Annotated in this window: 17 protein-coding genes; 1 reads left to right on the top strand and 16 read right to left on the bottom strand. The window is 67.5% G+C overall.

What is annotated here, in order from left to right; translation table 11 throughout:
* Positions 1 to 66: 66 nt before the first annotated feature.
* The 8 genes from H9L41_RS22030 to dusA form a co-directional block, all read right to left on the bottom strand.
* Positions 67 to 447, bottom strand: coding sequence for a Rid family detoxifying hydrolase (locus tag H9L41_RS22030; RefSeq protein ID WP_028447786.1), 381 nt, complete (start codon positions 445 to 447; stop codon positions 67 to 69).
* 190 nt (positions 448 to 637) lie between these two features.
* Positions 638 to 1855 carry a radical SAM family heme chaperone HemW gene (gene hemW / locus H9L41_RS22025; RefSeq protein WP_084300565.1) on the bottom strand — a complete coding sequence of 406 codons (1218 nt, stop codon included), beginning with the start codon at positions 1853 to 1855 and terminating at the stop codon, positions 638 to 640.
* Positions 1852 to 2355, bottom strand: a complete 504-nt coding sequence (locus H9L41_RS22020) for a hypothetical protein (protein WP_028447784.1) — start codon at positions 2353 to 2355, stop codon at positions 1852 to 1854. The genes hemW and H9L41_RS22020 overlap by 4 nt, the downstream gene beginning before the upstream one ends.
* Entirely contained in the window at positions 2342 to 2554 is a 213-nt protein-coding gene (locus H9L41_RS22015) for a hypothetical protein (RefSeq protein WP_028447783.1), read from the bottom strand. Before H9L41_RS22015 ends, H9L41_RS22020 begins: the two co-directional genes overlap by 14 nt.
* The gene (gene rdgB / locus H9L41_RS22010; protein WP_028447782.1) at positions 2551 to 3144 is read right to left on the bottom strand and encodes an RdgB/HAM1 family non-canonical purine NTP pyrophosphatase; all 594 of its coding nucleotides are present in this window, start codon (positions 3142 to 3144) and stop codon (positions 2551 to 2553) included. The genes H9L41_RS22015 and rdgB overlap by 4 nt, the downstream gene beginning before the upstream one ends.
* A complete protein-coding gene (locus tag H9L41_RS22005; protein ID WP_028447781.1) occupies positions 3141 to 3653 on the bottom strand; it encodes a hypothetical protein in 513 nt (170 codons plus the stop codon). Before H9L41_RS22005 ends, rdgB begins: the two co-directional genes overlap by 4 nt.
* Positions 3654 to 3671: 18 nt before the next feature.
* Positions 3672 to 4322, bottom strand: a complete 651-nt coding sequence (locus H9L41_RS22000) for a retropepsin-like aspartic protease family protein (protein ID WP_028447780.1) — start codon at positions 4320 to 4322, stop codon at positions 3672 to 3674.
* Between the two features lie 20 nt (positions 4323 to 4342).
* Positions 4343 to 5296, bottom strand: coding sequence for a tRNA dihydrouridine(20/20a) synthase DusA (gene dusA / locus H9L41_RS21995; RefSeq protein ID WP_034607954.1), 954 nt, complete (start codon positions 5294 to 5296; stop codon positions 4343 to 4345).
* A gap of 168 nt (positions 5297 to 5464) precedes the next feature.
* Between dusA and H9L41_RS21990 the strand changes: the two genes are divergently transcribed.
* On the top strand, positions 5465 to 6583 hold the full coding sequence (locus H9L41_RS21990) for a tyrosine-type recombinase/integrase (protein WP_051319359.1): 1119 nt from the start codon (positions 5465 to 5467) through the stop codon (positions 6581 to 6583).
* Here the strand turns inward: H9L41_RS21990 and H9L41_RS21985 are convergent.
* The 8 genes from H9L41_RS21985 to H9L41_RS21950 all read right to left on the bottom strand — a co-directional run bounded on the left by H9L41_RS21985 (position 6522) and on the right by H9L41_RS21950 (position 12444).
* A complete protein-coding gene (locus tag H9L41_RS21985) occupies positions 6522 to 7433 on the bottom strand; it encodes a DNA adenine methylase (protein WP_245589256.1) in 912 nt (303 codons plus the stop codon). The genes H9L41_RS21990 and H9L41_RS21985 overlap by 62 nt on opposite strands.
* Entirely contained in the window at positions 7433 to 7747 is a 315-nt protein-coding gene (locus H9L41_RS21980; protein WP_187523595.1) for a hypothetical protein, read from the bottom strand. The genes H9L41_RS21985 and H9L41_RS21980 overlap by 1 nt, the downstream gene beginning before the upstream one ends.
* The gene (locus H9L41_RS21975; protein WP_187523594.1) at positions 7735 to 8730 is read right to left on the bottom strand and encodes a phosphoadenosine phosphosulfate reductase domain-containing protein; all 996 of its coding nucleotides are present in this window, start codon (positions 8728 to 8730) and stop codon (positions 7735 to 7737) included. The genes H9L41_RS21980 and H9L41_RS21975 overlap by 13 nt, the downstream gene beginning before the upstream one ends.
* Before the next feature lie 696 nt (positions 8731 to 9426).
* On the bottom strand, positions 9427 to 9648 hold the full coding sequence (locus H9L41_RS21970; RefSeq protein ID WP_028447778.1) for a TraR/DksA C4-type zinc finger protein: 222 nt from the start codon (positions 9646 to 9648) through the stop codon (positions 9427 to 9429).
* Positions 9649 to 9750: 102 nt separating this feature from the next.
* Positions 9751 to 11664 carry a replication endonuclease gene (locus H9L41_RS21965; protein WP_028447777.1) on the bottom strand — a complete coding sequence of 638 codons (1914 nt, stop codon included), beginning with the start codon at positions 11662 to 11664 and terminating at the stop codon, positions 9751 to 9753.
* Entirely contained in the window at positions 11661 to 11975 is a 315-nt protein-coding gene (locus tag H9L41_RS21960) for a hypothetical protein (RefSeq protein WP_028447776.1), read from the bottom strand. The genes H9L41_RS21965 and H9L41_RS21960 overlap by 4 nt, the downstream gene beginning before the upstream one ends.
* A gap of 2 nt (positions 11976 to 11977) precedes the next feature.
* Positions 11978 to 12184: a hypothetical protein gene (locus H9L41_RS21955; protein ID WP_028447775.1), complete on the bottom strand. Its 207-nt coding sequence runs from the start codon at positions 12182 to 12184 to the stop codon at positions 11978 to 11980.
* Complete coding sequence (locus H9L41_RS21950) at positions 12184 to 12444, bottom strand: hypothetical protein (RefSeq protein WP_157462123.1); 261 nt, start codon at positions 12442 to 12444, stop codon at positions 12184 to 12186. Before H9L41_RS21950 ends, H9L41_RS21955 begins: the two co-directional genes overlap by 1 nt.

Below are 12444 nucleotides of genomic sequence, written 5' to 3'. Positions count from 1 at the left end.
GCCTGCCGGCCGGGCAATGAAAAAGGGGCGCCGTCGCGCCCCTTTTCGCATGCGGAGGTACGGCGATCAGCCGAGCACCAGCACCGCGTCGGCCTCGACCAGGCCGCCCTTGGGCAGCGCCGCGGCCTGGATCGCCGCGCGGGCCGGGTAGGGCGCTTCGAAGTACTGGCCCATGATCTCGTTGAGCTTGGCGAAGTTGGCCAGGTCGATCACGAACACGCCGAGCTTGACGATGTCCTTGAGGTCGCCGCCGGCGGCCTGGGCCACCGCGCGCAGGTTCTGGAACATCTGGTGGGCCTGGGCTTCGAAGCCGTCGGCCAGTTCGCCCGTCACCGGGTGGAGGCCGAGCTGGCCGGACAGGTAGACGGTGTCGCCGACCTTGACGGCCTGCGAGTAGGTGCCGACGGCCTTGGGTGCGTGGTCGCTGTGGATGATCTGCTTGTTCATGGCAAGGGTCTCTTGGGTTGGGGTGTGATCGTGTCGCGGCCGCTATTCTGCGCCGGGGCTGCGCGGCGCTCCAGCCGGGATTTCCGGTGCGGCAGCGGTGTCGTCGTAGGTCGGGATTTACTCCCGACGGCAATGCCGGCCGAGGGCGCTGTCGGGAGTAAAACTCGACCTACGGGGAGGCGGCCGTCGCTCAAGCGGGCAAGAACAGCTGCAGCAGCTGGTTCTGGTAGCGCCGGCCGCGTTCGCTCGGCCGGATCCGCTGGTGGTCGCGCTCGATCAGGCCGAGCCGCTCGGCTTCCAGCAGCGGCTTCTCGATCACGTTGAGCGGCAGGCCGGTCCGCTCCCTGAACAGCGGCACGGCGAAGCCTTCGGCCAGCCGCAGCGCGTTGAGCATGAATTCGAACGGCAGCGCGTCGTGGCCGAGCACGTCCTCGCTCTGCACCGCGTTGCCGGCGGCGACCGCCTTCAGGTAGGCCGCCGGCTGCTTGTAGCGCGCCTGGCGGATGATGCGGTCGTGGAAGCTGAGCTTGCCGTGCGCGCCGGCGCCGATGCCGAGGTAGTCGCCGAAGCGCCAGTAGTTGAGGTTGTGGCGGGCGGCATGGCCGGGCCGCGCGTAGGCGCTGGTCTCGTAGTGCTCGAAGCCGGCCGCGGCCAGCCGCGCCTCGATCGCGTCGTGCATCTCGGCGGCGGCATCGTCGTCGGGCAGCTCGGGCGGATGGCGGTAGAACCAGGTGTTCGGTTCCAGCGTCAGGTGGTAGCAGCTCAGGTGGGTCGGGGAGAACGACAGCGCGGTCTCGACGTCGGCCAGCGCCTGCGCGAGGGTCTGGCCCGGCAGCGCGAACATCAGGTCGAGGTTGAAGGTGTCGAACGTGTCGCGCGCCAGCGCGGCGGCGCGGCGCGCTTCGTCGGCGTCGTGGATGCGGCCGATCGCCTGCAGGTGGCCGGGGTCGAAGCTCTGGATGCCGATCGACAACCGGTTGATGCCGGCGGCGCGGTAGCCCTCGAACTTGGCGGCTTCGACCGTGCCGGGATTGGCCTCGAGCGTGATCTCGGCGTCGGGCAGCAGTTTGAGCCGCGCGCGCAGGCCGGCCAGCAGCGTCTCCATCGCCGCCGGCGAGAACAGGCTCGGCGTGCCGCCGCCCATGAATACCGTATGCACCGGCCGGCCCCAGATCAGCGGCAGGCTGTGTTCGAGGTCGCGCAGCAGCGCCTCGACGTAGCCGGCCTCGTCGAAGCCGGTCTTGGCCTCGTGCGAATTGAAGTCGCAGTAGGGGCACTTGCGCACGCACCAAGGGAAGTGGATGTAGAGCGACAGCGGCGGCAGCGCGTCGAGCTGCCAGTGGCTGCGGCCGATCGGCTGGATCGCGGCCGGTCGGTAGGTCGGATGCGGATGGATCGGGATGCTCATCGGGATTCGTCTCGGGCGGCCGGCAGGCAGCCGAGCTGGGCCGGCTGGCTACCGCCTTCGCGCAGCAGCCGCGCCTTTTGCGCCGACAGCAGCTCGCGCCTGCAGCCGGCCAGTTGCAGCAGGTTGGCCGGCACCTGCTCGATATGGCTCAGCCGGCCGGCCTTGAAGCCCAGCAGCACCGGCTGCTTGAGCGGCGGCGCCAGCGCGGCTTCGCAGGCGGCGCGGCCCTCGGCCAGCGGCGGGCAGAGCGCGGCCGCATCGTCGCCGGGGTAGACGATTTGCGCGTGCTCCCAGCGGCCGCCGTTGAGCTGGCCGATGGCGACCTCGACCGGCGTCTCGCGCGCCGATGCGTAGGCCTCTTCGGCCAGGCCGCGCGGCAGCGAAGGCGTGCGGCCTTTCGATGGCAGCACGAAGAACTGGATCGCGGCGAGCAACAGACCGACGCCGATCAGCAGCGCGAAGCGCCGGCGCTCGCGGCCCGGCGCGCTATCTGCGGCCATAGGGGTTGACCAGCTCGTCGACCATGCGGTGCAGCGCCTCGCGCATCTGCGCCTCCGACACTTCCATCAAGAGCCCGTCCTCGAACGCGTCCTGCGTCATCTGGCGGATCTCGCCGAGGTTCTCTTCCATCACCTTGACCTTCTCGAAGCAGCTCACCACCGAGCCGTCGTCCTTCAGCCATTTGGGCCAGCCGCTCACAGCGCGTCCTCCTTCAGTTTGTCCAGCAGCGCGGCCAGGGCGCGGCCGCGGTGGCTGATCGGATTCTTCTGCTCGGGCGTCAGTTCCGCCACGGTGAGGCCGAGCGCGGGCACCAGGAAGTGCGGGTCGTAGCCGAAGCCATGGCTGCCGCGCGGCGCGTCGATCACCTCGCCGTCGAAGCGGCCCTCGGCGATCAGCGGGCGCGGGTCGTCGGCATGGCGCACCAGCACCAGCACCGCGTAGTAGAAGGCGCGGCGGTCGGCGTTGCCGGCCAGCGCGGCGACCAGTTTCTCGTTGTTGCGCGCGTCCGATTTCGGCTCGCCGGCATAGCGCGCCGAATACACGCCGGGCGCATTGCCGAGCGCACGCACGCAGATGCCCGAGTCGTCGGCCAGCGCCGGCAGGCCGGTCGCCGCGGCGGCGTGGCGCGCCTTGGCCAGCGCGTTCTCGATGAAGGTCGCATAGGGCTCCTCGGCCTCGCCGACGCCGAGCCGGCCCTGCGGGATCAGCTCGATCTCGAGCGGCGCGAACAGGCGCTGGAATTCCTGGAGCTTGCCGGCGTTGTTGCTGGCGAGGACGAGCTGCTTCATGGCTGATGACCTTCCTGCGGGAGGATTTCTGGCTGGGCGGCGGTTTGCAGCACGGCGCGCAGCGCTTGGGCGACCTTGCCGGGTTCGGGCAGGCAGAGCCAGATGATCTGCCCGTCGCGCGTGGCGAGCTTCACGCCGCGGTTGAGCTTGGGCGTGAAGTTGCCGCCGTGCAGCTCGACGCCGGGCGTGCTGCGTACCGGCCGGTTCGGCCGGTCGGGCAGCGCGGCGACCTCGACCGCGGCGATCCCGGCCAGCGGCAGGCGCCGCACCGCGCCGTGCCGCAGCAGGCCCCAGCGCCAGCACAGCGCGTCGCCGTCGCGCCAGGTGTGGAAGCCGAGCCGCGGCAGCCCGAGCCAGGCCAGCGCCGCCGTGGCCAGCGCCCAGCCGGCCAGCAGCCAGACCGGCATCTCCAGCGCGAGCAGCAGGCCGCCGAGCGCGGCCAGCGCCACTGCGCCGGCGAAGGCCGGCGGCCAGATGCTCCACTGGCTCAGATCGTCACGCTTGTTCATGTCGCAAGGTCCAGGGGTTCAGTATTTCTTCTTCAGCGTCATGCGGTCGCCGTCGCGCTGCAGGTTCAGCTGGTTGAGCACGCTCATGCCGATCAGCGGCATCTCGGGGTAGCCGCCGTCGGAGACCACCGCGTCGACGTTGTAGAGCGTGATGTGTTCGAGCTTCAGCTCGGTCACCTTGGCCAGCCAGGCGATCTTGGTGCCTTGGGCAGTGCTCAGGCGCACTGCCTTGCTGCGGTCGGGCCGCACGCCGAGCCGCGCCGCGTCGGGCGCCGACAGCGACAGGAAGGTCGCGCCGGTGTCGATCATGCCGCGCACCGCGCCGCCGTTGGCCGCCAGGTTGGCGAGGAAATGGCCGCGGCCGGCGTCGAACAGCGTCAGCGTGTTGCCGCCGCCCTGCGTGCCGGCGGACGGGCTGGAGCCGGAGGCGTAGAACGACTGGCCGAGCCGGACCTGCTTGCGCTTGCCGTCGATCAGGAAAGTCGCGTTGTCCTCGCCGACCGCCACCAGCTTCACGCCGTCGCGGCTGTCGCCGATCGCCATGGTGACCGGCCGGGCGCCGAACGAGACCGAGGCCTTGCCGCCCATGGTGGCCAGCAGCGTGGGCTCGGCCGCCAGCGCGGCGAGGCCGAGCGGGGCGAGCAGCAGGCGGAGGAAGCGGAGCGGCATGGCGGCGTGTTCCGGGTGGGTCAGGCGGGCAGGGCGTCGCGCTCGACCTGGGCCAGCGCGGCCTCGATCAGCGCCGGCGTGGCGCCGCGCAGCAAGTTGCTGTCGCTCAGCATGCGGCGCCATTGCCGCGCGCCGGGCCGGCCCTGGTAGAGGCCCAGCACGTGGCGGACGATGTGCTTGACCTCGCTGCGGCCGGCCGCCATGCGTTCGGCGATGTAGGGCATCAGCGCGCGCGCCACCTCGGCGCGGCTCGGCGCCGGCCGGCTGTCGCCGTAGTAGCGCGCGTCGACCTCGGCGAAGCGGTAGGGGTCGTGGTAGGCCATGCGGCCGATCATCACGCCGTCGACGTGTTCGAGCTGGGCATCGACCTGGTCCCAGTCGGCCAGGCCGCCGTTGAGGACGATCTCGAGCGCCGGGAAGTCGCGCTTGAGCCGGTGCACGTAGCCGTACTTGAGCGGCGGGATCTCGCGGTTCTCCTTGGGCGACAGACCCTTGAGGATGGCGTTGCGCGCATGCACGACGAAGGTGTCGCAGCCGGCCGCGGCCACCGTGCCGACGAAGTCGCGCAGGTATTCGTAGTGCTCGATCTCGTCGATGCCGATGCGGTGCTTGACGGTGACGTCGATGCCGACCGCGTCGCGCATCGCCTTGACGCAATCGGCCACCAGCTCGGGCTCGGCCATCAGGCAGGCGCCGAAGGCGCCCGACTGCACCCGTTCGCTCGGGCAGCCGACGTTGAGGTTGACCTCGTCGTAGCCCCAGCGCTCGGCCATGCGCGCGCAGGCAGCCAGCTCGGCCGGCTCGGAGCCGCCCAGCTGCAGCGCTACCGGGTGCTCGCAGTCGGAGTAGTCGAGGAAACGCGGCGGCTCGCCGTGCAGCAGCGCGCCGGTGGTCACCATCTCGGTATACAGATAGGTGTGGCGCGTGATCTGGCGCAGGAAGAAGCGGTAGTGGCGGTCCGTCCAGTCGAGCATCGGCGCCAAGCAGACGCGGCGCGGTCTCGTGATTGCTGGATTTCCCAGTGATGATGCGGGTTTCATGCGATTGATGCCTTGCCGTATTGCGGCTTGTTTCTGCCCGTTTTTGCCCGTTTCTTGTGGCTCAGTGCTACATTTGGTGCTCCAAATTGAGCGTGTAGCACCATGGCGACGATCACGAAACGGACGGGGAAGCAGGGCGCGGTTTCCTACCGCGCGCAGATCAGAATCAAGCGCGGAGGGGCCGTAGTTTACAGCGAAGCGCGGACCTTCCCCCGCGAAAGGTTGGCCAAGGAATGGGCGGCCCGCGTGGAACTTGAGCTGGTCGAGCCCGGCGCCGTCGAGCGGAGAAAGGCTCCCAAGCTCACGATCGGCGAGCTGATCGAGAAGTACGTCGACGAGGTTGAACGGATTCAGCCGCTTGGCCGGACGAAGCGCCACGTCCTCGACATGCTCCTCGGCTTCGACATCGCGCGCCGCGTTGCCACTGAGCTTGTGCCCGCCGACCTTCTATCTCACTGTCGCGAGCGGGCAGAGTCCGGCGCAGGGCCTGCAACGGTCGCGCATGATGTTTCATATCTGCATGGCGTGTTGTCTTACGCCAAGAGGATGTGGGGATTGCCGCTCGGGAATGTCTTGGAGCTATACGCCGACACGACGATCGAGCTGAAGCGACTGGGGCTCATTGGGCGCAGCCGGCGCCGGGATCGTCGCCCCACGTCGATCGAAATCGGCAAGATTCTTGAGGGGCTCCGCAAGCGGCAGACAGGCCCAAATGCCTTCATCCCGCACGACGTAATCTTCGAATTCGCAATCTATAGCTGCATGCGAATCAGCGAGGTAACGGCGCTTCGATGGGACGATCTCGACCGGGACAAGCGGTGCGTGTTGGCGCGCGAACGTAAAGACCCCAACAACAAGAAGCTGAACGACCAAGTGGTGCCGCTGCTGGGGCCTGCGTGGGATATTGTGGCCTCGCTCCCTGTCACGGATGACCGGATTTTTCCTTACGACCCGCGATCGGTCACGGCGGCATACCAGCAAATCCGAACGGAGGCCGGCATCGTCGATTTGCGGTTTCACGACATGCGGCACGAGGGGATAAGCCGGCTCTTCGAACTGGGGTATTCGATCGAGCAAGTTGCGATGGTGTCAGGGCACAAGGATTGGAAGAGCTTGAAGCGCTATACCAATCTGCGCCCCGAGTCGTTGCACGACCGCGTTACGAAGTGGCCAACTGCTGGTTGCATTGCCCTTCCGCCAGGGAAGAACGATCGCAAGTGAGAGTCTGGCCAGGCTCGCCAGAAATAGCGATGCCGCCGGCGGCGGCGTCTGCGATGGCGAACAGGTCGAGCGTGTGCGGTCGACCATCGCTGTTTCCGACTAGATCCGGCATCGCTGCAAATGGCGAGCCTGCAGGAAGTACGGTTCCCGCCGCGGCGATCAGCTCGGTTCGGTCGTGCCCGCCGTCCGCCAGCAGCTCGCGCAGCTCGTCGAGCAGGGCCTGGCGCTCGGCCAGGTCGAGGCGAAGCAGGCGTTCGCGCCACCGCTGCCGGCGGCGCTTGATGCGCTCGCGCTCGCGAAAATCGCGCCCGACGTAGGTCGATTCGTGTAGCACCTTCGGCGGGTGGTAGTTCATCCACACGGTTTCGATCGCCGGCCCGCGCCGTGTCATCGCCTGAAAGTCCACGCTGCGCCAGCCGGCCAGCGTGTCGTCGTAGAGTTCGGAGCGGTAGCCGGACAGCATCACCGGGCAGGGGAGCCGCTTCAGCGCATCCAGCAGCGCGACGTGATCCTCGACGGTGTACTCGTGCCGGTAGAGCGGCCCGCTCCTGCGCGTCTCCATCAGGTAGGGCGGGTCACTGTATACCAACTCGGTGCCGGTGAAGGTCTGATTGGCCAGCCACGCGACGGCGTCGCCGTTGACCACGGTCACACCTGGCAGGGCCTGGCGGCGCCAGTGTTCGGCGACGGCCGGATCGATGTCGATGGCGATCGACGATCGGGCCGGCCGCTTCCGCTCGAGCACGTTGCCACCGCCGACGTGGGTTTCGATGTACCGGTCGTGAGCTGGCATCAGGTTGATGATGGTCTGGTAGACGCCGGACCCGCCTTTTCCGCCGGGGTAGCGCATCAGCTCGTCTCGCGCTGATAGCCGATGACGTTAAGCGCAAAGGCCTCGGCGGCGTTGGAGTCGAACAGGTCGAGCGTGCACGATCGCGCATCGTCAGCAATGGCGAGTTCCTGCCCCGGTGTGGATAGTGAGGCTGCCCGGACGTTTGCGGCATGATTCTGCGAGCGCGCGATTTGCACTTTACTGTCGAACCCTGCGGCTTGATCGCAAAGGCCATACGACGAAGCACAAGCGTTCGGCTCGATTTGATCGCTCAACATATCGAACTGCCGGCCACCGCGTGCGGTGTGCGCCCATTCAATCACGGCAGCCACCGCGTTAGCCGCGTGCACGCGCCGATCGCTTGTGCCCGGCTGGTGCAGCTCCTTATTGAAGAAGGTGGAAAACCCCTCTTCGACGCCTGGCTTACCAGATCCTCCCATTCGGAAATCCTGGCGAAGTGTTCAGGCCAGCGCGCCGCGATTTGCCGCAGCTCGTCCTTGCCCGCGTTTATGCAGGGCATGCAGCCGACACGATCGCAGCCCTGGCTATACAGCGAGTTGTGCCGCATGCCGCGCGCGGTCGAGTAGGCCACGGTTTCCATCGCGGTCCAGTCGACGATTGGGCGGAAGATGTACATGCGGGGCGCGACTCGTTCGAACTTGAGCGCATCGCGCCTGTTCTGCGATTCGTCACGGCGGACGCCTTGCCAGCTCACGATGGTATGTCCGGCATCGACGAGGTCGAGCTGGAATTCCACCGCTGGGTTGCGCTTCAACTGTTCCGTGCAGAACTGGGCCTTGCGGCTGGGGAACCGGCCTTTCCATAGGCACAAGTCCAGGAAGGGATTCCCCGTTGGCTGAAGAATCGCGAGGGCGCGGCGCTTGGCTTTGTTGGTCCACCGTACCCGGCGGCCACCGCCGACCTTGCGGGTCTTCTGCACGGCCTCTTCCACAATCACGCCGCCGCGTTTCACCGTTCGCGTGACGATCCTGCCACGGCCGTCGCGAGCCGGTACGGGCGTTCCGCTCTCGTCGAATACCGGCTCGGTCTTGTATTCGCGCCGGGTGCGGCGGTCGTTGGCAATGAATCGCCGCTTGGCGGCAATCTCATCGTCGAAACTCGCCCGCAGTCGGATGATGGCAATGCCCAACGCTTGCTCGAGGTAATCGAGGTAGGTGTGCACCTCGTCGTGCTCGTTCCCCGTGTCGCAGAAGATCGCGATTACGCGATGTCGACCGAATCGCGCGATGGCAATGAGCAGCGTTGCCAGGCTGTCCTTTCCGCCCGATACGCTCACGACATGCAAGATGCTCATGCGCCCCCCTGTGCAGAGATGCGCCCGATTGCCGCCTCAATTTCCACGAGCGCGGCTTGGCGGCCGGCCCTGAACAGGTCGCTGCCTTCCAGTCCTGCCGCCGCGGCGCACGCCGCCCTGAAGTCGGCAGGCGCCCGCAAGGCCGCTCTGCGCGCATCCTCCAGCGTCGCCTCCTTCCCGCCCAAGGAGCCGTCGCTATGGCCCCGACGAGCGCGGCCAAGCATTTTGCGGAGGCGTGCTTTCGCTCCCAGTGCCATGGCAAGACACAATCGGTGACGAATTGTTTGCGGCGTACCTCGATTTCCTCGCTATCGTGGCGGGCGGTCCAGCAGTCGTCGTTACCCTCAAACCAGCACACGCCGTCGACAAGCTCCCGGCGTTCAACGACCGCCAGGCAGCAAGCGGCGGCCTCTTCCAGTGACGGGGCGTAGCCACCTCGGCGCACGTAGAAGCTGTCGTCCGGCCTAGTCGTGTCGTCTGGCTTTACGACATATTCCCAGCGGGGACTATCGACGCCGTCGCTCACCTTGTAGAACCGACGATCTCCCCCGACTACGACCTGGTGGGTCAGCTCCATCGAGCCCGAGCGCTCCCAGATATGCACCCACCATTCTTGGCCGGCCAACTGGACCGCGTCGTACTGCACGGGCGCCCGGCCAAGCTGGGCTTCAACCCACTCCCGCAGTTTTGTCGCGCTCATGCTCGTACTCCTTGCCGGTTCAGCGTTTCGCGGCGGCCTTGGCACGCGACGCAGCGCGTGGCGGCCGGGTAGACGGCGCGGCGGTCCAGCGGGATGTCGTCGCCGCAGTCCTCGCACTCGGGTGTGCCCTGCCGGTGCAGGGCGGCGCGCTGCATGGCGATGGCGCCATCCAGTCGGTTCTGTACGGCGTCGTTGGCCAGGTCGACTTCGTCGGACATGGTGTGGTCTCCTCGGTCTCGGTGTGGTGGATGAAGGTTTGCGCTGCAAAGAAGGCGAGCACGGCCAGCAGGGCGCCCGCCCATTGGTTGAAAAGGCGTGCGTCAGGCATAGCGGCGGCTCTCTGCGGGGTCGGCCCAGGGCGGCGGGCCTGCATCGTCGGAAAAGTCGGGGTTCAAATAGGCCGAACGGCGCGACGGTGCGGATCTCGCATCGCCGAAACCGGCGGTGCTCGATGGGGACGCCGTTTCCGGCGATTGTTCTGGCGGGTGGTCCGCACAGTTATTGGTACAAATCCGAGGTCGCGCTGCGCGCTCTGTCGCGGCTGCGCCGCTCCGGCGTGACTTCGCACGCCAGTTGATCTTCCAGACCTTCGTTCGGGTCAGGGCCTTTGCCTCTGTGCTCCAGCTGAATACGCCGACCACGCGATCGGCCTGCGGCTCGCCGTATCGGTTGGGTTGCTCGGCAGGCTCCTTGAACAGCACGAGCTGCGCCGCCTGGTGCAGGTGGTGATAGCCGGCCCAGTCGTTGGCGCAGGCAGCCTCGACGGCCAGCGCCAGGCCGTCGTCGTCGATCGCTTTGCCGCGCAGTCGCCGCAACTCGCGCCACACGCCGACAGGGGCGTCACCAAACTGTTGGAACTGCCGGATGTGCCAGAGGCTCGCCCAGGCACGCACACGGCTGGCGGCGGTTGCTGTGTCGCCGCCGGCCTCGTGGTCATCGCCGAACGCACGGCCCTGGTCGTTCTCGCCGTGCAGGTTCTTGGTGAGGTACTTCAGCAGGTAGGCCAGCGGGCCGCCGCGGCGCTTGCCGTCGGCGTCGAGCTTTGCCGGCCTCAGCCATTTGGCGAAGAAGCGTAGTTCGCGGCGCGGGGCGGTCTGCCAGCGCTCGACCGCACGATAGGTGCCGTCGGCCTGACGGCGTTCGACAAGGCGCTTTACCCGCACGGTGCCTTCCAGCTCGTGGGCATCGACGAGGCAGGCGTATTGCTCGAACAGCGCGAGGTACTGCTTCAGCGTGGCGCGATCGCCGAATATCAGCATGTGCCAGTGCGGGCATCCGTCCGCATGCGGCTCGGCTGTTCGGATGCCATAAACGTGCAGCCCCGCGTTCTTCGCTACGGTTCGGACGTCCGCGAACACGCCGCAGAGATAGGACGACGCCACGGCCGGCGACGGGCGCCCCGCGGCGATCCATGCCGGATTGATCTCTTGGGTGTAGGCCTGCCGGCCTCGTGACCGCTTGTGCGCTACCCGGTGGCTCGCATGAAATGCGCCGGGCGCGGTCACCGTGACGAACGCTGCCGAGTGTCCGTGGGCTTCGGCGATCAACTCCATGCCTTTGCCCCGCACCGCCAGCTCGGCAAGGCGGTTGTGGCTGTTGCTCACACTCGCATCGACGGCCGCGGCAAGGTCAAGGATTTCGCCGTCCTCGCTGACGATTTCAGCGTCCTCGATCGCACGCCGGCTGCTGCGCTGTCGGGCGGTGTGATCGCGGTAGGCACGCTGGGAGCAATACGCGTCGCGGCCGGCCATCACCTCGCCTCGGACCATGGCTGCCACTTCGCGGCGCTGCTCGTGCTCGCGTCGCAGATAGCGCCGCCAGGTCGTGGACTCGACCATGCGCATGCCCAGGCCCTCGGCCGTGATGCCGCGGCACGACGGCTGCGGGAGGCGAAGCCAGGGCAGCGCCTCTCGCAGCATATCGGCAGCCTCTTCCGGGTCCAGCCAGGTCAGCAGCCGGCCGGCGCAGTCCGCGCCGCGCTTGGCCAAGTCCTCAAGGTCGCGGCCGGTTGTCTCGTCGTGCCCGATCCAGCGCCGCAGCTCTTCGGTCAGCTCGGTCAGTTCGACCGTGCCGGCCGGCATTTCGGCCATCAGGCGCGCGCGCTGATAGTCGGCGCCGTCGAGTTCGAGGTTGCACTGGCGGCGCCGGAATTCCGGCGGGCAATTGTCCGCAAGCCACTCGGCATCGGTCTGCTGGGTGCCGTCGTCGTGCCAGTCGAGATTGTTCCAGCTCACGAGCGGCTCTTCCCGCGGCTTTCCAGCGTGAGGCATTGCCGCCGGACTAGGTGGCCCGCCATGCGCTGGATAGCATCTAGCGCCACATGCAAATCGCTGATCATCTGCACGCCGGTCGGCCCGACCGCAATGCCCTGCGCGACCATTGCGTTGACCATTTCCGCCAATTCGTTCCTGGCAGCGATCAGGCCATCGCCGAACTCATTGGTGGCTAAATATTGCGCGGGGGTCAGCGGCTGGCGCGTGACGTTGCTCAGGTCGATTTCGACCTGGCGAGCTGCGACCGTGGCGTCTGCGGACAGGCCGGCCATGGTCAGATTTCGACCTTCAGCAGGGTTGTGGCCGCGCCGAGCGCCAGATCGGCGGCACCGCGCAGCCCTTCGGTGGCGTGGGTGAAATGGGCGAGGTCGCGGGGATTCACCTCGCCACGCTCAACGGCGCCTTCCAGCGTCTCCGACAAGTTGGCCAGGAATCGGGCGGTGTCGGCCGAAAGTTCGGCGACAGATCGGGCGGCGATCATTACCAGCTCTCCCCGAACAGCGTTTGCATGTGGCGCTCGAACTCGGGGCCGTACTCGTCGGTATCCATCGAGCCGGCCGACTCTTTCGCGGCCCAGGCCAGGCCGATCAGTGCCACGGCGAGGTCACCCGGCAACACGGCGCAGATCAGCGCGCCTTCGTTCGGCGTGAGCTGGCCTTTTCGGCTGGCGATGAATCCCCGGATGTGCGCCAAGGCGTATTGGCCGGATACCGTGTGTTGCGTGCTTTGTTGCGTCGACAT

Origin of the sequence: Chitinimonas koreensis (assembly GCF_014353015.1) — a bacterium.
GTDB classification, from domain to species: domain Bacteria; phylum Pseudomonadota; class Gammaproteobacteria; order Burkholderiales; family Chitinimonadaceae; genus Chitinimonas; species Chitinimonas koreensis.
Note: the sequence above shows the minus strand (reverse complement) of the source record. Positions and strands in the feature narration are given on the sequence as shown.